Here is a 19,192-nt window from a genome sequence, read left to right as displayed (position 1 = left end):
TTAAATACCCATTCTTACAAAAGCGTTTTAAAATCTCGACAACCCGCTTACATTTGGGTATGCAAAAAGGCCAGCGAAAATCGCTAACCTATGCTTATCTCATCAACTGTTCGGGTCGTCTAAACTGCGGCCATGCAGGCCTTTTTGGCGCTGGATTTGGCGGAGTTTTTCTGGGGTTACGTCATTACCATCTTCATCCACCAATTTGATACCTTCAATGTGGTGACGCAGATTTCGCCGGTAACCCTCGATGTATTCCTTGCGCAATTCAGCCTGCTCCACCTTTTCTTGGCCAGTTAGGCCTTGCGTTTTTTTCTTTTTAGCAAGCTCGTTAATCCGAGCAATTTTTTTAGGATCTATTGTCATCACCTTCTTATATTATTTTTACGAGAGCACTTTCGCCAGCACCTACTTAGTCGCCAACTTATTAAAGGCTGCAACTTGACTGGCTTTATCAGCCAAGTCTGAGAGGATAGCTAAGCGATTGTTTTTCACCGCTTGGTCGTCTGCCATAACCATGGTATTGTCAAAAAAGGCATCAATGACTGGACTGAGGGCAAAGAGTTGCTCAATATTTGCACTTGCATCCTTACCCAACTCAAGCTTAGCAACAGCTTGAGCCAAGGCTTTTTCCTGGTCATTTTCAAAGAGCTTAGCATCTATAACGACACTCCTATCAGCTCTTTCAGCCAGGTTGAAGACACGAGACAAGCTTTCAACTGCTGGTTTGTAGTTGTCTTTTTGCGAGGCCTCTACAAGGGCATCCGCTGCAGCTAACATGTCTGATACAACAAAAGTAGAGCCAGCGAGAACCGCTTCCTTGATGTCTTTTGGTGTCTTGCCCATCATCTTATCTACACGGGCACGGATGAAATCAAGGACTTCAGCTTTATTATCGTAAGTCAAGCTGTCAAACGTAAGACCATAGAGGTTGCCCACCAACTCATCCATCGCAATGGTCCAGCCGAAGGTATCCAATATGCGGACAATCCCTTGTGTCGCACGACGAAGAGCGTAAGGGTCATTAGAACCGCTTGGGATAAGGCCGACTGAGAAGAAGCTAAGGAGCGTATCCAATTTATCAGCCAGAGCCAAAACAGCACCGACCTTTGTTTCTGGAAGCTCACCATCAGCCGAATCAGGCAGATAATGCTCACGGATGGCTGTCGCAACAGCTGCTTCTTCGCCTGCAAGAAGAGCGTACTTCTCACCCATAATGCCTTGCAGCTCATCGAACTCACCGACCATACCAGTCAAGAGATCAAACTTATAGATAGCAGCTGCACGAGCAACAGCTGCCGCCTCATCTGATGAAAGCTCTGCTAGTTTTGAAAGATAGTCCGCAATAACACCAACACGCGCCATGTGTTCAGCCAGAGAGCCGATCTTTTCGTGGAAGGTCACCTGAGACAGCTTAGCCACAAGATCTTCAATCCGAAGTTTTTGATCCTCATGCCAGAAGAATTCCCCATCTTCAAGGCGTGCAACCAACACTTTTTCATTGCCTTTGACGACGTTTTCCAGAGCGACATCATTACCATTACGCACCGAGATAAAGTTAGGCCTGAGCTTACCTTCCTGATCACGGACAACGAAGTAGCGTTGATGACTCTTCATGGAAGTTACAAGGACTTCTTCTGGAATCTCCAAATATTTCTCATCAAAACTCCCCATGAAAGCAGTCGGATATTCAACCAAGTTAAGGACTTCATTGAGAAGATCTGGATCGATATCAACTTGGACATTTTCCTTAGCTTCAATAGCCTTGATCTGTTCCACAATCATGCGCTCACGCTCAAGGCTATCTGCAATCACAAATTCTTTACGAAGGACATCTTCATAAGAATCTGCAGAAGCAATCTCAGTTTCTTGACCCAAAAAACGGTGACCACGACTGATACGACCAGAGCTGATATCGAGAAAATCCATATCAAGCGCCTTGTCACCCAAAAGTACGGTCAAGGTGTGAACAGGACGGATGTACTCAAAGGTATTCTTAGCCCAGTGCATGCTGACGGGGAAGGTAAGACTGTTAAGCACCTCAGGGATGCCTGCCAAAACATCTTCAGCAGGTTTACCTGCTTCGTTTTTAGTCACATAAACGTACTCAACACCCTTAACCTCCTCAAAGCGGATATCATCTGTTGTTAGACCCTTACCGCGCACAAATCCCTGAGCTGCCTTGGTAAAGTTACCATCACTGTCTAGAGCGATTCTCTTAGCAGGACCTTTGAAATCTTCTTTCAAATCCGTTTGGGCATCAGCCAAGCCAATCACACGAACTGCCAAGCGACGCGGTGTTGAAAAAGTTTGGATAGCCTCGTATGACAGGCGATTATCTTCCAAAAAGTCTGCCATTTTTTTACCCAATTGTTTTTCACTTGGGGTTACGACATAGGCTGGAAGTTCTTCCAGACCAAGTTCTACTAATAAATTTTTTGTCATATTTTTTCTCCGAATGTTCCTTTCTTTGACATCTTTCTTGGTGGTGAGGTCGCAAGCGACCACCTTCGGTGTTCCATTGCTAATCTTCGAGCCTAAGGTCTCGCCGATTCCCTTGTACGATAAATCGCACTGCCACCACGGCGAAAGATCTCCTTTGGAGCTCACTACGTTCGCTTTTTAAATGCCTAATTTGAACTACTCCGCGTCTTCAGCTAATAACTTAACTCGTGTTTCTTCGTCCAAAAGTGGGTAACCCAATTTTTTGCGTTCAGCCACAAAGGTCTTAGCAACGATCCGAGCTAAATTACGAATGCGGGCGATATAACCCGCACGTTCCGTTACAGAAACGGCACCACGCGCATCAAGCAAGTTGAAGGTATGTGAACACTTGAGAACATAGTCGTAGGCTGGGTGAACCAGACCTTGTTCCAAGGCATGGCCAGCTTCTTTTTCAAACTTATCAAAGTTTTCTAGGAGCATGTCTTGGTCTGAGATTTCAAAACTGTATTTTGAATGCTCGTATTCAGGTTGTTTGAAGATTTCGCCGTACTTAACACCCGGCGCCCACTCAATATCATAAACAGAATCAACCTCCTGAATATAGGAAGCCAAGCGTTCTAAACCGTATGTAACCTCAGCTGTTACAGGACCAGTTGCCAAACCACCGACCTGTTGGAAATAAGTAAACTGGGTAATTTCCATCCCATCCAGCCAAACTTCCCAGCCGAGACCAGCCGAACCTGTTGAAGGATTTTCCCAGTTGTCTTCAACAAAGCGAATATCATGCTCCAAAGGGTTGATCCCCAGTTTTTCCAAAGACTCAAGGTAAAGCTCTTGAATATTGCTTGGCGATGGTTTCATGACCACTTGGAATTGATGATGCTGGTAAAGGCGATTAGGATTTTCTCCATAGCGCCCATCAGCCGGACGACGACTGGGCTCCACATAAGCCGCATTCCAAGGTTCAGGTCCGATAGCCCGCAGGAAGGTGTACGGACTCATAGTCCCTGCCCCCTTTTCATTATCATAAGCCTGCATCAACATACAACCCTGATCATTCCAGTATTGTTGTAGGCTAAGAATAATCTCTTGGAAGGTTAGTTTTTTTGACATTGCTGTCCTCCTTTTTCCTCTATTAAATGGCAAAGCCAGGATACAAAAAGAACCATGTCTTTAACCCTCATGCCATGTGACATAGGGGCGTTAAAAACGCGGTTCCACCCTAATTTATTACTTCATTTTATTACAATTAAACTTAGTTGAGCAACTAAGAGAAAGCGCCAGTTATTCCTTTTTTCTATTCGGCTTCCACCATTCCGAACTCGCTGAGAGAAACGATTGAAACAACATTCCTTCTTGGGGTACATTGTAGCAGAAAAGATACGGATTGTCTAGGCTTACCTCGCTTTCATATACTCAAAAATAGACATAAAGAAATCTCGACTGACTTCAAAATGCCCGTAGCGCAACTGACTGGCATAGATTTTCCAGTCTGGGTGCTGTCTTGCCACTTCAATCGGGCAGGGACGGACAGACTTGTAATACTCAACATCGCGCCTGAAAGGAACAAAGTCCGGCGTCATTTCAAATTGGTAGACCTTGTCATCCTTCATTTTCCCCACAGCTGTGAAGGCCTGCAATTTCTGGTCAGAATCAAGTGCTACCTTGGGACTATAATAGAGTAGATAGTCTCCTTTTTTCATGCGTTTCAAGGGCCCGCCCTTGCCATGACAGACCTGGCAAAAACCGCTGTCAACACCGCGTTTAACATGGTTTTCCGAAACCACTCCGACCCAAAATTTAACCATCTCTTTTCTCCAGTTTTATTAAAAGCTGATTGAAATCCGCCAGCTGATTGTCCAGCTGGCCAAAGTAATCCTGATCAATCGCCTCAACGAGAGGCAAAGCCTGATTCATGCACTCTCTGCCCGTATCTGTCAGAAAGACAACTTTTGCCCGACTGTCCTGCGGATGTTCCCGCCGTTCAACCAAGCCTTTTTTCAGCAAGAGCTTGAGAACTTGAGAGACCGTCATCACATCCATATCCGAAAAAACGGCTAGAGTAACCTGGGTAATCCAATCTTGTTTCGCTTCCAAAGCTCCTAAACTCGTCAGAATAATAAACTGCGGATGCGTCAGATCAACGTCTTGCAGAGCTTTCTTTACTCTGCCATGCCAAACATTGTAGACCCGGGCAAATAAAAGACCTGTCGATTCCTGATGGTTGTCCGCATATTGGGAATGAAAAGCTTTTGTCATGCCGCCTCCAAAATTTGTTTTAGTTTTCCAACACTTTCTGGCACATCGTCAAAAACCTGTTTCAAAAAGGCCAAAGCGTCCTCTGTCATCTCACCGTCTGTCAAAGAAACAGAATGTCTCAGGCTGATGCCACCGGCAGGATCTTCAAATATCTCATGCTTAAAGAGAACATTGCCAAAAGGCGTTGCTGTTACATCAGAAAAACACTGATTTTCACGCACTTCAGCTAAAGTGAAGGCAAGTTCAGGCATGCCCTCCAGCTTCATTTGCCCCTTTTGTCCTGTAGTGAAATCACCGTCCAAAGCAATCTGTTCCAAATCACTCTCCCAGACAAACCACTGATCAATTTGAGAATAGTAGACCCAAACTTCTTCTTTTTTAGCATTGACAGCCAACTCAAAAGAAAATTTCATAGAAACTCCTCCTTGTTAATAAGTGTTTATATTATAAGCTAACTTATAATATATGTCAAGAAAAAGAGGTCAGTACAAAAAATCTCTGCCTCTTTCATCTTCCTCTAGTTTTACTAGACTGGTGGTCCTTATCTTGGGGCGCCCACTTTCAGGCGCCCCCTTAAACAATCCACTAGACTGTTTAGCTGCCATGCAAGGGATAGCCTCAACAGTATATGAAACTGTTGGAGGTTATCTAATCCCATGAACGCTGTTCATCCTATTTCCAATCTCATTCTCTTTTCATTCCCTAAGATTCCAAAAAAGAAATATGTTCCCGCACATGAGGCTTAGAAGAAAGCGCTTCTGTTATCAAGGCTTCTGCATAGTCCGCATAAGTTAAAGTACTTTTGCCACTAGCATTGTCCCTCAAATGATCGTCCGATAATACCGTTTTACCCACCTTGGGCTGACCGAATCTTAGCTCGGCAGGTGGCGAAACATAAAGCCATCTCACTGTTTGATTTCTTCTTCTGCCTCCACTGTAAAGTAGGCACTTTTTTGGTAACTAGTATTTCATGTTATGATCTTACCATTAAACAGCAACACAAAAGAGCAGTTCAAACTGATTCTTTTTGTGTTCACTATTCAATAAAATTTATTTAGCGATTTTTGCAAAGTATTCAAGAGTACGAACCAACTGTGAAGTGTATGACATTTCGTGGTCATACCATGATACTGTTTTAACCAATTGAGTGCCATCAGTACCTTCAGTTACCTCTGTTTGAGTTGCATCAAACAATGAACCGAATGACATACCAATGATATCAGATGAAACGATTTGATCTTCGTTGTAACCAAATGATTCGTTGGCCGCTGCCTTCATAGCTGCATTTACTTCATCAGCAGTAACTGTCTTGTCAAGAACTGAAACTAATTCAGTCAATGATCCTGTTGGAACTGGAACACGTTGAGCATGACCTTGAAGTTTACCATTTAATTCTGGCAAGACAAGACCAATTGCCTTAGCAGCACCAGTTGAGTTTGGAACTATGTTTACTGCAGCGGCACGAGCACGACGGAAATCACCCTTACGATGTGGTCCATCAAGGATCATTTGGTCACCAGTATATCCGTGAACTGTAGTCATAGTACCAGCTTTAATGCCAAAGTTTTTATTTAATGCATCTGCCATTGGTGCAAGACAGTTTGTTGTACATGAACCAGCTGAGATAACTGTTTCAGAACCATCAAGAACATCATGGTTAGTGTTAAATACAACTGTTTTAACATCTGATCCACCAGGAGCAGTGATAACAACCTTCTTAGCACCACCATCGTGCAAGTGTTTTTCAGCAGCTTCCTTAGTGGCAAAGAAACCTGTCGCTTCAAGAACGATTTCAACACCATCGTTAGCCCAGTCAATTTGTTCTGGATCACGTTCTGCTGAAACTTTGACGAATTGACCGTTAACTTCGAATCCACCGTCTTTAACTTCAACAGTACCGTCAAAGCGACCTTGAGTTGTATCGTATTTCAACAAGTGTGCAAGCATTGCTGGGTCAGTAAGGTCATTGATACGAGCAACTTCAACACCTTCAACATTTTGAATACGACGGAAAGCTAAACGTCCGATACGTCCGAAACCGTTAATACCTATTTTTACTGCCATTATTATTTCCTCCAAAAAATTTAATTATCCTTACTTAATTTGAGTTGATACCTATTGTATATGTTATTACCGACTAACGCACAAATTGTTAAAATACACCCAATCATCTCAAAAAAAGAAATTTTATACCCCATAAAGATTGTGATTACAAATGAAGTTATAGGGACTAAATTCATAAATAAAATACCATTAATTGAATCAATCAACCTATTTCCCATATTCCATGTAAAAACAGCAATTACTCCTGCAAATGAAATCATATAGGCTAGAGCTCCACCCACTCCAGTAATTTGCGAAACACTTGGGACTGATAGAAGTCCTAATAGAGTCGCAATCATTAAAATAATGATGACTGAGAATATCCCATATATTGTAGTTAGAGTTGAATACCTCAAAATTGACCAAGTAGGAAATTCTGCTCCACCTGAAGAGTATATTACCCAGCACAAAGCTCCCAACAGAATAAAGAGAGCGGCTAGCAAAGAAGAGCTACTTCTAAATAAACTAGCCGGATTTCCTTTCGTTACGACCATAAAGACCCCAGTTCCAGCAATTACCATTGAAATAAATGATACCGCTGTAGGTTTTACTCCACGAAACCTCCAGGCAACCAATACTCCTAGCAAAGGTTGAACTGCCATCATCACAGAAGCAATTAACGATCCTGAAGCCCCAGCTATCTTCTGCCCTAGAAAAACTAAGAAACTAAATCCCGCAAATGCTAAAGTCCCTAAAAACCATAGTTTTAATGAATTTCCCTCAGGCTTAAACGCTTGCTTACCTTCAAAAATTAACAATAATATTGAAAAAATAATTGCAACACTACCATACCTAAATAACGTAAAATAGAATGGATCCATAATTTTAAGTGCTGGACTCATTATCGGAAACATTCCACCCCATGATAGGACTGCAATTAAACACATTACTACGCCAATCAAGTAATTCTTCTTCATTTTTACCTTCCTTCAGAATTAATAACTTCAGTATATTTGACTTTCCCAGACATACTGTAATGAATTTCATCTGTATATTTCAAATCATATGACATTTTTGTCTTCTCTAAGATCCAACATACCAAATCATTCACCAAGCTTCTTTTCATTTCTGATATTTTTTTAAGCTTAACGTTGACTAGTAGTAGATTATTTTTCTGTACGATTGCTACATCATCTATACCTTTGATTAATCTTAGTCGGTTTTCAATTTGAAATACATTAATAATTTCATTATTTTCATGACTTAAGACCCTCTGAACAATAAAGATATACCCTTCATCATTCATGTAACCATAGTCGGATGTCAAAATATATTCTTTTTGTTTGAAATTAAATTTTTCCAATGATTGATTTATATATCCTGTTGCATTTTGATAGCTGTATATAGCAACCCTACCAATGTGATTATTTGGAACCTTACGATTATCACTGTCAACAATGATTACATCGCTCCCTTTCATCACACGACCTGAACTACTAGGATGTAACATCATATCTGATGAGTTTGCTAAAACATTAATACCTGTTTCAGAACTTCCATAATATTCATGTAAAACTGGCCCAAATAAATTTTGAGTCTCTTCTTTTAATTCTGGAGGGAAATTTTTTCCCCCTACCATGATAAAGCGTACTGTTGAATTTATAAATCCTTGCTGATCAAGTACAAAATTTAATGATTTTAAAACTGATGGAGTTATTAACATTGTTGTAATACCATATTGTTTTATTTTCGATGATAAATCAATTGGGTTATTGAAATCCCCTAATACCACACTTCCTCCATTATTTAGTGTTAGCTTGACCCAACCATTGACAGATACATGATAAAACGGCATTGTTACTAAAAACACATCAGAGGTATTGAAGTTATATAATTTAGTAAGTTCCTTCATTCTTTCTGTAGCAAATGAATAATCCCGATATATGCATTTAGGTAATCCTGTTGTTCCAGAAGTAAATCCAAAACTAACGATTGAATCACTATGCTTTTTAATATTAAAATCCAATAGATTAGATTCCTCAATATTATCATGAAGAATATCGAGAGAAATAAACGAAACATTCCCCAACGAATCTATTAAATTTTGAGGTGGTTTTTGATCCTTGGAATAAAAGACTGTATTTGCTCCTGATTTGTTTATTGCTGCAATCTTTTTATCGTCTTCCATAGAATAATCAATCCCTGAATACGGTATTTTTAGTGTTGAAAGGCAAGAATAAATTGAAAATACTTTCCAAGTATTTTCAGAAATTATGATTGCCCTATTGGTTTTATCCAATATTGACTTCAAAGTCGGATTTATTAAATTATTGATGACTAAATTGGTATATTCTTTCCAACTAAACGATTTTTCATCAGAAATTAAAATTAATTTATCTGGATTCCTATTCTTAATTTGAATTAAATTTTCTAATGCTAACATATTATTTTACCTCTTTCTTTACTCGCACCACTCTACTTCCTGAGTGTCTATATTCTTCTATCCTTTGTTTTAGACCAGTAGTTATAGCTTCGCCAGGAACGGCTATAGGAACTCCAGGCGGATATGGAATAATAAACTCGTCTGATACTTTAGAATTTTGCCCTGTCGGGTATAAAGAGGTATCAATTTTTTGTAATACGCTAACCAGTTTATCTACATCTTTCTGACATATTCCAATATGGAAATTAACTAAAAAGTAGCTCTCACAAATTAGACTAATGTATACCCCCCCCACCTTAAATTTTTCTTTAAGTTCTTCTGGAGAAATTTTCTTCTCAAAAAGAACAATTTGTTTCAAAGGATCGTAGTGGTAGTCCACATCATCAAAGTCATAAGGACAAAACAGATTTAAATTTCTTATCTTTTCACAAAAATATTTTTTTAATTTTATGGAGTTATCAATAGAACTCCTACCATTTAAAACCATATCTTCCCTAGCAAGCTCTAGTGAAGCCAAAATCAAAAAATCTGGCGATGTAGTATGATATTTATACTTACTCTCTTCAATTCTTTTAATAAACTGTCTCGTCCCTACTAGATGTATGTATGACCCTTGCCTCAATGATATAGTAGATTTATGAGCCGATTGAGTAATGATAAAATTTGCTTTTGGAAAAGACCAAGATAATTGTGGAAAGTTACTAAGAAGCGATAAGTGGGAAGTTTCTGCATGGAATAATGAAAATGCCAGCCAAGCCTCATCAATCAAAAAAGTAACATCACTATTTATTTTCAACATTTTCTTTATTAGTTCACTTGATTTACAACAAATTCCTTCATATGAACAAGAATTAATAATGACCATCTTAAACGGTTGCTTTTTTACGGCAGCATCTCTATATTGACTTATAGCTTCTCTATAATTCGTGAACCGTCTATTAAGCTTTTCAAACTCACTATTCAATTCCATATAATGTACTTCCGCTCCCAATAAGGATAAAACAAAGTGGATTGATTGGTGACATGTCCTATCAACTAACACCTTATCTCCTCTTTGTACGGTTGCAAATAGTGAAATTTGATTAGCTGAAGAGGTCCCTGAGGTAATATATAAACTCCTTTTTGCTTTAAATGTGTCTGCTGTAAGCTCCTCAGATATTCTTAAACTACTAGATGGAAACACTGGATTATCTATCCAATTATAGGTAACCTCATCTTGTAAATATGTTTCACCTAAAAGAGCATCTAATTTTTCTTTTATAATGCCCTGAGCAATATTTTTGCTATAACTTGAAATCGGTAGAGCATGGAAAGACGAAACATTCTCTTTACCTAGCTCAATTATCTTATTACTTAATATAAACCTGCTATTCATTGCTCTAGCCTCCTCACGTTCTTATGACAGAGTTTAACATGCTACTTTCCAAAATGGAATACTCATTTTGTTATACCCTTATAACTAAATGGCATATAGACAGAAAGAAATTAGTAAAAACAATATATAATTAAAAATGTGACTTGAAATAGTAACATTTTTCTAAATAAATTTAGAGTATAATATCACTATGTTTGATTCAATAAATTTAGACTTATTGACTGTTTTTACAGTTGTAGCAGAAAGTAAAAGTATCAATAAAAGTAGTGAGAGCTTACTCCTTTCACAGCCAGCAATTAGTAAAAAAATTAAACAGCTGGAAGACTTTTCAAATGCACAGCTTCTGATACGTTCCTCGAAAGGGGTCACTTTGACACCCGAAGGAGAAATTTTATATCAAAAAGCAAAGAAGATTTTAAAAGAATTTTCATCTTTGCATAATTTAGGGACAGTCAAGACTTTTAATGATTTAAATATAGGTTCTTTGGATAGTGTTGCTTCATCTAAATTTCCTAAATTCTTTGTCGACTCGTTATCCAAAGTGAATCGTACAGTACTTACTAACAAAATTTCTGAATTGGTTGAGCCTTTTAATGATGGTAACTTAGATGTCATCATCATGGATTCGCTACTAAGAGAACAACTTATTCGAGATTATGAAGAGGTATTACTATTTAAAGAGCCCTGCGTTGCTGTTTTTTCTAATAAAAATAGCAAGATTAATTCTTATGAAAACACATTATCTACAGATGAGCTTCAAAAATACGAACTAATAATGTACCCAAAGTATTGTCCCATACATCAGCACTTTGTCCATTCTTATAAGCAATTAGGTATGAAATTGCCAACTATATTTGAAATAGACTATAGCGAGTCAACGATAGCATTTGTTGCTAATTCTGATTTTTTAACAATACTTCCAAAATCATTAGCTTTAACAAAGGTAGAAAATAGCGCTTTAAATCTTTCTATGAAAGAACTTGAACACACTTTCACTCGAAGTGTGTCCGTCTTTTCTAATAAATCTTTTCCTATTTCTGAATTTATAAGTTATTTATCGAATACTGATAATAATTAAAAGATTGTAAATAAAAAAGCAAGAAATTACCTTCAATTCGTTCAGTGTTAGATAGAGTTACAGTCGATTATTACCAAGCTAAATCCGTAGATCCACAGGAATTGATTTCCTCTGTTTAACCATTTTTTACTAGATTCAACAGCAAAAAGATTACTATAGTCTCAAATAATGTGAGCAGGTCTACTAGCTTCTTAGTTACTCATAATTATTCGTTCTCTTACTATCTGTTTTTAAGACCTTTAAAAAATATAAATATAAACCATACCATACATCACAAATGCACTTGAACTAGACTTCTCAAACATTAAGCTCTAAGCAACTAACAAGTTTATCAAAGATATTCGTCAAGACCTCGGATATTGCAATTTCCCTAACTTCCTAACTTCAAGAAATGAAATTTTCTTGTCTTGGACAAAAAAAGAGCAGCTCAAACTGCTCTCTAAAAATTACCACCCGATTGTTCTAAAATCTCTCATGACTTAAAAGCTAGTCTTCCCCTAACCCCAAATGTTCGGCATGAAAAGCTAGATGTTCTTGGACAAAACTAGCAATAAAATAATAACTGTGATCATAGCCTTCGTGCAGATTGAGAGTGACAGGAAGCTGACGCTCCTTAGCCACCGCTTCAAAGCGCTCGGGCTGGAGCTGCTCGGGATAAAAGCCATCCGCCAGTCCCTGATCAATTAAAATCGGCAAGCACTTATCAGGATCCACCTGAGCCAGCAGCTGGGTGCTGTCATAGACTTCCCAAGCTTTTTTATCCTCACCGAGATAGGCGGTGAAGGCCTTCTGCCCCCAAGGGGTCTCCAGAGGATTAACGATAGGCGCAAAGGCCGAGATAGCTGCGTAGCGCTCAGGATTCTTAAGACCAATCTGGAGGGCACCGTGCCCACCCATACTGTGCCCAAAAATCGAACGCTGGTCAGTAACTGGGAAATTGGCCTCGATCAACTCAGGCAACTCTTCGACAATGTAATCATACATCTGGTAATGTTTAACCCAAGGTTCCTGAGTGGCATTGACATAAAAGCCTGCTCCTTGCCCCAGATCATAACTCTCTGCATCTGCTACACCTTCACCGCGCGGTGAAGTATCTGGCATGACCAGAGCTAGGCCATACTTAGCAGCCCATTGCTGGGCACCAGCCTTGGTTGAGAAATTTTCATCAGTGCAGGTTAAACCTGACAGAAAATACACTACCGGCACTTTCTTTCCCGCTTCTACCTGAGGCGGCAGATAGATGGCAAAAGTCATCCGGGTCTTAGTGCTGGTTGACAAATGCCTATAGCGCTGGTGTTGACCGCCAAAAGAGCGGTTGCTTGAAATTAATTCTAGATTTTTCATAGGTTTAAGTAAATATTTGATAACCAGAGAAAGTGGGACAAAAATCAGTAAATCGTGGTAAAATCACGATTTTGATTTTCCTTGCTCTCCTATTGTTAGGCTCAGATTGAAATCCTCCACCGGAGTATTTCAATCCCACCTCTGCGGTCTGGGAGACCTTTTGAGGTTGGAAATAATATGAACAAAGTTCATGCAAGTGTTAGCTCTAATCAACCACTGCGTCAAACTGCTATATCTTAAATAGTTAAAGGAGGAAGGACTTTTGTCCCAGCCCCTCTTGTCTTTCATTGAGACACTAGTTAAGAGTTATTGGCCTCTGCTGTATTTTGACTAACTGAACACAGGCTAAAGCTCGGGATTTAAATAAGATTCTAGTCGCGTAACGGCTTGGCGCCATCCTAAACTTTCAGTCAATAATACTGAAAGTTTAGGATTAGTCAGTGACATAGAGAATTTCCATAGAAATTCTCGTAGGAGAATAAGAGCTTTAGCTCTTAGTTCGAGTAAGTCAGTGGTATCTTAGTAATGAACTACTGTTCGTATTGATTTGCCCTCATGCATAAGGTCGAAGGCCTTGTTGATATCTTCAAGCGGCATAGTATGAGTGATGAAATCATCAAGGGCGAATTCACCATCCATGTACTGGTCAACGATACCCGGAAGATCTGATTTCCCTTTGACACCGCCAAAGGCTGACCCACGCCAAACACGGCCTGTCACTAACTGGAATGGGCGCGTATGAATCTCAGCACCTGCTGGGGCAACCCCGATGATGATACTTTCTCCCCAACCTTTATGGCAAGCTTCCAAGGCAGAACGCATGACCTCGACATTTCCGATACATTCAAAGGAATAATCCACGCCACCGTTGGTCATCTCGACGATAACCTCTTGGATTGGACGGTCATAATCGTTTGGATTGACAAAGTCAGTCGCCCCAAGCTCCTTAGCTTTTTCAAACTTATCAGGATTGGTATCAATCGCAATGATACGGCCAGCCTTGGCCATACGAGCTCCGATAATCGCGGCAAGTCCGATACCGCCCAAACCAAAGATAGCTACAGTTGAACCTTCTTCAACCTTGGCTGTATTGAGCACAGCCCCCATACCAGTCGTCACGCCGCAACCAAGCAGGCAGACTTCCTCAAGAGGAGCATCGTCACGGACCTTAACCAAGGACACATCAGCAACCACCGTATGCTCCGCAAAGGTAGAGGTTCCCATATAATGGTAGATAGGCTGACCATCTTTGTAGAAACGAACAGTCTCATCTGGCATGAGACCGCGGCCTTGGGTCTCACGGACAGATGAACAAAGGTTAGTCTTGCCGGATAAACAAAACTCACACTTACCGCACTCAGCTGTATAAAGCGGAATGACATGGTCACCGACCTGAAACTCAGTAACGCCTTCACCGACTGCCTCGACAATACCTGCACCTTCATGCCCTAAGATACAGGGAAAGACCCCTTCACTATCCTGACCTGAAAGTGTATAAGCATCCGTATGGCAAACCCCTGTTGCTGTTATACGAACCAAGACTTCATGCGCCTTGGGCATCATAAGGTCGACCTCTTCGATCTTTAAGGGCTCATTGGGGGCCCAAGCTACAGCCGCGCGTGTTTTCATAAATTCCATCATCTATTCCTCCTAAAAGTTATTCTAGTAAGAAAGGTTTATCGCCAAAAACTGCTGTATATCAGAAAATACTGAAATTTCCCCATATTAAATCCTGTTGGGCAAGACTAGCCTTTTGCCTTAAACCATTAATAGTTTAACAAAAGAAAACAGCTGGTGCAAAATTCTAGCACCAACTGTTTGAAGCACTACGGCTGATACTAAAGTACTCAAACGAGACCAAATAGCGACTCAACTAGTTTCCCCATACCTGTTGACCATTAATATAAGTAGCCTTAAGTTCCAAGTCAGCATCTAAAACGATAAAATCTGCTGGGAGATCTGCTTTCAGCTGGCCACACTTGTCTTCAAGACCGACAGATTTGGCCGGAACGTAAGTGGCCATATGGACAGCCTCCTCAGCTGTAGCAATCCCCCAGTCAACGACATTTTTAAGGCCATCTTTTAGTTTGAGGATGGAACCGGCTAGGTTACCGCCATCCTTGAGACGGGCAGTATTATCCTTAACGATCACAGGCAGCTCACCCAGCATATAATCACCATCTGGCTGACCTCCAGCTGACATGCAATCGGTGATCATAGCCACATGATCAATACCTTTTTGCCTGAAAAGAATCTGACAAGCCACTGGCGACACATGATAGCCATCGCAGATGAGCTCAGCATAGGTATTATCAAGATTATAAACAGCACCCACCATACCAGGTTCACGATGGTTGAGACCATTCATGCCATTATAGGCATGCACCCAGACACTAGCACCTGCTTGGACGGCCCGCTTGGCATCCTGATAAGTAGCATCAGAGTGCCCCAGCGCGACAATGACTCCGGAAGCTGTGGCTTTGCGGATAAATTCAACCGTTCCTTCACGCTCAGGTGCTAAACCGATTTTGCACAGCAGACCCTTTGCAGCCTTTTGCCAGCGCTCCAGCTCCTCAAAGCTCGGATTTCTCATGTAGGAAGGATTTTGCGCTCCCTTATATTTCTCTGTGAAATAGGGGCCCTCGAAGTAGATCCCTTGAATCTTGGCACCTATCTCAGATCCCGATACATCAGCGATAGTCGCGCAGATATCCTCCAGCTGCTGACTGCTAGCCGTCAAAGTCGTCGGTAAAAAAGAAGTCACCCCAGCTTCTGGCAAGTGCTGACTGATCGTAAGAAGTCCCTCTCTGGAATTATCCATCACATCATGACCGGCGTAACCGTGGATATGGGTATCGATTAGTCCCGATGCAATCTGATAACCTGTGTAATCTAAGATTTGAGCAGCACTTGGTACATTCTCAACCCACTGACCAAAGCGGCCATCAAGGATTTCAAGATAGCCAGCTGGCTTAGTCTCATGAGCATAATAAAAACGATCGGCCTTAATGTAGGTTGCCATCTATTATTCCCCTCTTTCAACGAGATTTCCTTTCTTCATTATAATGTTTTTGTATCATTTTGTAAATGGTATATACCAGTCATCTTATAAACTGTAGTGCCCAACTCAATTTCAATATCTAAGAAAAATCAAAGATAGACAGAGCCTTGAGGTATAAGGACTCAAAACCTCAATCATTTTCATAGTAGGGTTACTGACTACAGAAATTGTAGAACCAATTCTTGATGTCTGAAAACTAGCTAGCCTTAATCAACTCACTGCTCAAACCACTGATTTACTTTTTATGATAGTTATCAGAAAAATTGTCTTTGTTTTTCGGTTTATTACCATTTATGCTAAATATTACAAAGTCGCCCTGATTTCTCTTGCATAAGTAAATTTTAAGCGTTAAAATAGCCACGTAATTTTTAAAGAAGGGGAATTTTTATGGACACATTAACTTTAAATTTAATGGCATTTGATAATTTTGAAGTAGCAGGTAGCAACTACTTGGTTAACGTTGAAGGTGGGAACTTTAGTTGGAAAGGCTTCAACGATGCCGTAGGTAATGGTGGACTTGCCGGAGCAGCCACCGGTGCCGCTGAAGGAGCGATGGTAGGAGCAATGGGGGGAACTGCCGTTTGTCCTGGTGTAGGGACTGTAACAGGTGCATTTGCTTGTGGTGTTGCAAATGGATTTATTGGTGCAGTTGCCGGCGGAATTGGTGGAGGAGTGAACTATTTACTGAATTGTTGAGGTTAATATGAAATATTGCATTACGGGAGCTATTACAGCACTAGTTGTCATAATAATTATACAATTGATAAATCGGAAAAAACCAAAATAACTTGTTGTGAAGATTGGCTTTGCTGGAGGATTTGTTGGCGGAGTAATTGACGGTGCGGGTAAAGATTTAATCGCCGGTACAGCTGTAGAAAAAGGAGCTGGAAGTGTTGTAGGTGCTGTTCTTGGCGGTGTTGGTGAAGGAATGGTAGTAGGAACTACCTGTGGTATTGCTGGTTCACAGCTTTAATTATTGTTATGAAAAATTTTTAAAAAGAAAATTTCCTGATCTATTTAATCGTTTTATTAGCCTTGTTGCTGTTTGCCAAATAAACATTTTGGAAAATTTGTGTTTATCTTACTGGCATTAGCGGTTTTAAGTATAATAATCATTTACTCAATAAGTTTTTTCAACTTTTTAGAAAAAAGTAGTCCATACTTAGATTTCCCCGCCTCCATCATGGTGTCGGGGGCCTTTTTATAATGATTCAGAGGCGTTAGGAGCTGGATCGTTTGAAGGAAATATGGCTCTCAGTTTTAAGTTATAGAGCAGAAGATTGTTTGACTAATTAGTTATGAAATATGTGATTATTTTTATCCTTTGGATAACTTTAAAACAAGGAGATAAGTTATTTTAATGAGACGGATTAACTAAAAAGAGGTAACTTTTAAATGAAAGAACTAATAATTGCTCTTTTTTGGCTTTTTTCTATTAATACTGCTAGTAAATTTTCAAAAAAGTTTAGTACAAAAATAGCTAAAATAACTGCTTTTTTTTGTAAATATATCTGCTTCTGCCTTAGTAATAATTTACTATCTTTTTTTCTGCAACAAATAAAGAGAACCTCTAAAAACTTAAATCATCTCTCTTTAATAACTACATATTAATAAGAGATATTAATTAGAAATAGGAGAAATTTATGAACACAGCAACATGGTTCCTAATAACTTTAAAGCTGTAGATACAGACTTTATCGCTCTTTTTCAGAAGGAGGTCATATAAGCAGGAATGCTTAACTGCAGCTGCTGGTGCAGCCACATATTTGTCTACCTGTTGGGACTGATGATGGAGTTATTAATATGAAGTATTTTATTATTGGTGTTTTAGTTGCAATTGTAGCATCTATTATCTTATATAAATTAGGTATAATAAAGTTTAAATAACTAGATTATAAGCTACTTGAATCGCTGGTTCTAACTTTTATGATGCCCATGAAAAGGTTGACCTTTACTTTGCTATGTATCTTTAATACTAGAAAAAGGCAGTTATATTAATTATTGGCTGTACCTAAATGATTCTGATGGGTATTTGTGAAATATGCCTTCTTTAAAAGGTCACATATTAAAGACTTTTAAAGTCTGTCATTTAGCATATTGTCTAGCCAATTTAGAGTCGTAAAGCATAAAGTGTCATTTGTGATAACTATTGAATTAGCAGCTATAGTTCTTCTTGCTAATTAATAGTTGATAGCCAATAATTAGATGCAGGAGAGAATCAATTGGTTCTCTTTTTTGTGATTATTTAAAGCACTACTAAAAGCATAGGCGTGTCCAATCAACAACAATCTAGCGTTTCTATTTCAAATAATATTAAAAGGCTCGGAGCACAACCAAACCTTTTAATTTAACACATACTCATAATAGCCCTTACTAGGCCTTAAAAATTATTGAATATTAATTCTTTCTTTTTCAGTTCCCCACACACACACCTGTTTGGACTTGTAATTGAAGGCCTTTAGCATTTGCAACATCTTGGGGGACATCAATGGCTACTGTACTTGTTACAGAATTTCCTGGGTTAATTTCTTCCAAGAAAAACCCAGTATTATCATTAGCATACAAAGAAGCCTCAGAATCAGATTTATATTCAGTATCTCCCTTATAAATTTTAAAGAAATCATCTGAAACACTTAAAGACTCTTTACCATTATTTTTCACAGTAATATTTACCAATAGATAAACACCTTGGGCAGTCTCTCCAAAATATTCAGAGCCTACGCTAGTTGCTTGTGATACTGAATTAACCGTATACTCTACATTGCCAACTTTGACAACGTCACCAACTCCGTATGTCTTGCGAGCCTTTTTCTGACTGGCTTTCTTTTTAGTAGTTTTAATCGTATCGGTAACTTCTTTTTGTACCTTAGAATCACTGCTAGTGTTCGCACTACTCTCATCATCTTTCCCAAATGTACTACCAATCGCACCGATTATCAGCAGCAATACAATAACACTTAAACAACCTTTTAATTTCTTCATATCTTAGAACTCCCATCTAATTGATAGAAATATTATATATACCCGTGGTGCTAGTTTATTTTTTAGTTCACAAAAAAGTCCATTTGGATTATGCTGTTAGTGATCAAACGAACAGGAGTTATCCAAATGAACCACTTACATTATACCGCTAAACATCATCAC

General features: G+C 39.4%; 18 protein-coding genes. 3 read left to right on the top strand and 15 right to left on the bottom strand.

Annotated elements, in window-relative coordinates; genetic code table 11:
* Positions 1-102 precede the first annotated feature (102 nt).
* The 11 genes from AC4HAL_RS05510 to AC4HAL_RS05460 form a co-directional block, all read right to left on the bottom strand.
* Positions 103-360: a DUF896 family protein gene (locus AC4HAL_RS05510; protein WP_491093381.1), complete on the bottom strand. Its 258-nt coding sequence runs from the start codon at positions 358-360 to the stop codon at positions 103-105.
* A 48-nt stretch (positions 361-408) separates the two neighbouring features.
* The gene (gene glyS / locus AC4HAL_RS05505) at positions 409-2,445 is read right to left on the bottom strand and encodes a glycine--tRNA ligase subunit beta (protein WP_491093345.1); all 2,037 of its coding nucleotides are present in this window, start codon (positions 2,443-2,445) and stop codon (positions 409-411) included.
* A 195-nt stretch (positions 2,446-2,640) separates the two neighbouring features.
* On the bottom strand, positions 2,641-3,558 hold the full coding sequence (gene glyQ, locus AC4HAL_RS05500) for a glycine--tRNA ligase subunit alpha (protein ID WP_491093344.1): 918 nt from the start codon (positions 3,556-3,558) through the stop codon (positions 2,641-2,643).
* A gap of 284 nt (positions 3,559-3,842) precedes the next feature.
* Complete coding sequence (locus AC4HAL_RS05495) at positions 3,843-4,253, bottom strand: EVE domain-containing protein (protein ID WP_491093343.1); 411 nt, start codon at positions 4,251-4,253, stop codon at positions 3,843-3,845.
* Positions 4,246-4,704 carry a MarR family winged helix-turn-helix transcriptional regulator gene (locus AC4HAL_RS05490; RefSeq protein ID WP_491093342.1) on the bottom strand — a complete coding sequence of 153 codons (459 nt, stop codon included), beginning with the start codon at positions 4,702-4,704 and terminating at the stop codon, positions 4,246-4,248. Before AC4HAL_RS05490 ends, AC4HAL_RS05495 begins: the two co-directional genes overlap by 8 nt.
* Positions 4,701-5,117, bottom strand: coding sequence for an SRPBCC family protein (locus AC4HAL_RS05485; protein WP_004228121.1), 417 nt, complete (start codon positions 5,115-5,117; stop codon positions 4,701-4,703). Before AC4HAL_RS05485 ends, AC4HAL_RS05490 begins: the two co-directional genes overlap by 4 nt.
* A gap of 289 nt (positions 5,118-5,406) precedes the next feature.
* Positions 5,407-5,613, bottom strand: coding sequence for a hypothetical protein (locus tag AC4HAL_RS05480; RefSeq protein WP_491093341.1), 207 nt, complete (start codon positions 5,611-5,613; stop codon positions 5,407-5,409).
* A 141-nt stretch (positions 5,614-5,754) separates the two neighbouring features.
* Complete coding sequence (gap, locus tag AC4HAL_RS05475) at positions 5,755-6,768, bottom strand: type I glyceraldehyde-3-phosphate dehydrogenase (protein WP_491093340.1); 1,014 nt, start codon at positions 6,766-6,768, stop codon at positions 5,755-5,757.
* A 20-nt stretch (positions 6,769-6,788) separates the two neighbouring features.
* Entirely contained in the window at positions 6,789-7,724 is a 936-nt protein-coding gene (locus tag AC4HAL_RS05470) for a DMT family transporter (RefSeq protein WP_491093339.1), read from the bottom strand.
* Between the two features lie 2 nt (positions 7,725-7,726).
* Entirely contained in the window at positions 7,727-9,190 is a 1,464-nt protein-coding gene (locus tag AC4HAL_RS05465; RefSeq protein WP_491093338.1) for a class I adenylate-forming enzyme family protein, read from the bottom strand.
* 1 nt (position 9,191) lies between these two features.
* Positions 9,192-10,565, bottom strand: coding sequence for an aminotransferase class I/II-fold pyridoxal phosphate-dependent enzyme (locus tag AC4HAL_RS05460; protein WP_491093337.1), 1,374 nt, complete (start codon positions 10,563-10,565; stop codon positions 9,192-9,194).
* A 190-nt stretch (positions 10,566-10,755) separates the two neighbouring features.
* On the opposite strand from AC4HAL_RS05460, the gene AC4HAL_RS05455 reads away from it, so the two are divergent.
* Positions 10,756-11,643 (top strand): LysR family transcriptional regulator, encoded by an 888-nt coding sequence (locus AC4HAL_RS05455; protein ID WP_491093336.1) that lies wholly within the window; start codon positions 10,756-10,758, stop codon positions 11,641-11,643.
* Positions 11,644-12,129: 486 nt separating this feature from the next.
* Here the strand turns inward: AC4HAL_RS05455 and fghA are convergent, their stop codons facing one another.
* The 3 genes from fghA to nagA all read right to left on the bottom strand — a co-directional run bounded on the left by fghA (position 12,130) and on the right by nagA (position 16,009).
* Positions 12,130-12,987, bottom strand: coding sequence for an S-formylglutathione hydrolase (gene fghA / locus AC4HAL_RS05450; RefSeq protein ID WP_491093335.1), 858 nt, complete (start codon positions 12,985-12,987; stop codon positions 12,130-12,132).
* Between the two features lie 519 nt (positions 12,988-13,506).
* Positions 13,507-14,625 (bottom strand): S-(hydroxymethyl)glutathione dehydrogenase/class III alcohol dehydrogenase, encoded by a 1,119-nt coding sequence (locus AC4HAL_RS05445; RefSeq protein WP_491093380.1) that lies wholly within the window; start codon positions 14,623-14,625, stop codon positions 13,507-13,509.
* Positions 14,626-14,860: 235 nt separating this feature from the next.
* A complete protein-coding gene (nagA, locus tag AC4HAL_RS05440) occupies positions 14,861-16,009 on the bottom strand; it encodes an N-acetylglucosamine-6-phosphate deacetylase (RefSeq protein WP_491093334.1) in 1,149 nt (382 codons plus the stop codon).
* Between the two features lie 426 nt (positions 16,010-16,435).
* On the opposite strand from nagA, the gene AC4HAL_RS05435 reads away from it, so the two are divergent.
* Positions 16,436-16,744 carry a hypothetical protein gene (locus AC4HAL_RS05435; protein WP_491093333.1) on the top strand — a complete coding sequence of 103 codons (309 nt, stop codon included), beginning with the start codon at positions 16,436-16,438 and terminating at the stop codon, positions 16,742-16,744.
* A 97-nt stretch (positions 16,745-16,841) separates the two neighbouring features.
* Positions 16,842-17,021 carry a hypothetical protein gene (locus tag AC4HAL_RS05430; protein ID WP_491093383.1) on the top strand — a complete coding sequence of 60 codons (180 nt, stop codon included), beginning with the start codon at positions 16,842-16,844 and terminating at the stop codon, positions 17,019-17,021.
* 1,439 nt (positions 17,022-18,460) lie between these two features.
* On the opposite strand, the gene AC4HAL_RS05425 is transcribed toward AC4HAL_RS05430, so the two are convergent.
* Positions 18,461-19,030 carry a DUF4352 domain-containing protein gene (locus AC4HAL_RS05425; RefSeq protein WP_491093332.1) on the bottom strand — a complete coding sequence of 190 codons (570 nt, stop codon included), beginning with the start codon at positions 19,028-19,030 and terminating at the stop codon, positions 18,461-18,463.
* Between the last annotated feature and the right edge of the window lie 162 nt (positions 19,031-19,192).

The organism is Streptococcus sp. ELY_125 (genome assembly GCF_058314535.1).
Note: the sequence above shows the minus strand (reverse complement) of the source record. Positions and strands in the feature narration are given on the sequence as shown.

What these genes read in the sequence shown, in the direction of transcription:
- glyQ (WP_491093344.1), bottom strand. Translation starts at nt 3,558, where the DNA reads ATGTCAAAAAAACTAACCTTCCAAGAGATTATTCTTAGCCTACAACAA.
- nagA (WP_491093334.1), bottom strand. Translation starts at nt 16,009, where the DNA reads ATGGCAACCTACATTAAGGCCGATCGTTTTTATTATGCTCATGAGACT.
- gap (WP_491093340.1), bottom strand. Translation starts at nt 6,768, where the DNA reads ATGGCAGTAAAAATAGGTATTAACGGTTTCGGACGTATCGGACGTTTA.
- AC4HAL_RS05455 (WP_491093336.1), top strand. Translation starts at nt 10,756, where the DNA reads ATGTTTGATTCAATAAATTTAGACTTATTGACTGTTTTTACAGTTGTA.
- glyS (WP_491093345.1), bottom strand. Translation starts at nt 2,445, where the DNA reads ATGACAAAAAATTTATTAGTAGAACTTGGTCTGGAAGAACTTCCAGCC.
- AC4HAL_RS05485 (WP_004228121.1), bottom strand. Translation starts at nt 5,117, where the DNA reads ATGAAATTTTCTTTTGAGTTGGCTGTCAATGCTAAAAAAGAAGAAGTT.
- AC4HAL_RS05465 (WP_491093338.1), bottom strand. Translation starts at nt 9,190, where the DNA reads ATGTTAGCATTAGAAAATTTAATTCAAATTAAGAATAGGAATCCAGAT.
- AC4HAL_RS05460 (WP_491093337.1), bottom strand. Translation starts at nt 10,565, where the DNA reads ATGAATAGCAGGTTTATATTAAGTAATAAGATAATTGAGCTAGGTAAA.
- AC4HAL_RS05425 (WP_491093332.1), bottom strand. Translation starts at nt 19,030, where the DNA reads ATGAAGAAATTAAAAGGTTGTTTAAGTGTTATTGTATTGCTGCTGATA.
- AC4HAL_RS05470 (WP_491093339.1), bottom strand. Translation starts at nt 7,724, where the DNA reads ATGAAGAAGAATTACTTGATTGGCGTAGTAATGTGTTTAATTGCAGTC.
- AC4HAL_RS05435 (WP_491093333.1), top strand. Translation starts at nt 16,436, where the DNA reads ATGGACACATTAACTTTAAATTTAATGGCATTTGATAATTTTGAAGTA.
- fghA (WP_491093335.1), bottom strand. Translation starts at nt 12,987, where the DNA reads ATGAAAAATCTAGAATTAATTTCAAGCAACCGCTCTTTTGGCGGTCAA.
- AC4HAL_RS05445 (WP_491093380.1), bottom strand. Translation starts at nt 14,625, where the DNA reads ATGGAATTTATGAAAACACGCGCGGCTGTAGCTTGGGCCCCCAATGAG.
- AC4HAL_RS05490 (WP_491093342.1), bottom strand. Translation starts at nt 4,704, where the DNA reads ATGACAAAAGCTTTTCATTCCCAATATGCGGACAACCATCAGGAATCG.
- AC4HAL_RS05495 (WP_491093343.1), bottom strand. Translation starts at nt 4,253, where the DNA reads ATGGTTAAATTTTGGGTCGGAGTGGTTTCGGAAAACCATGTTAAACGC.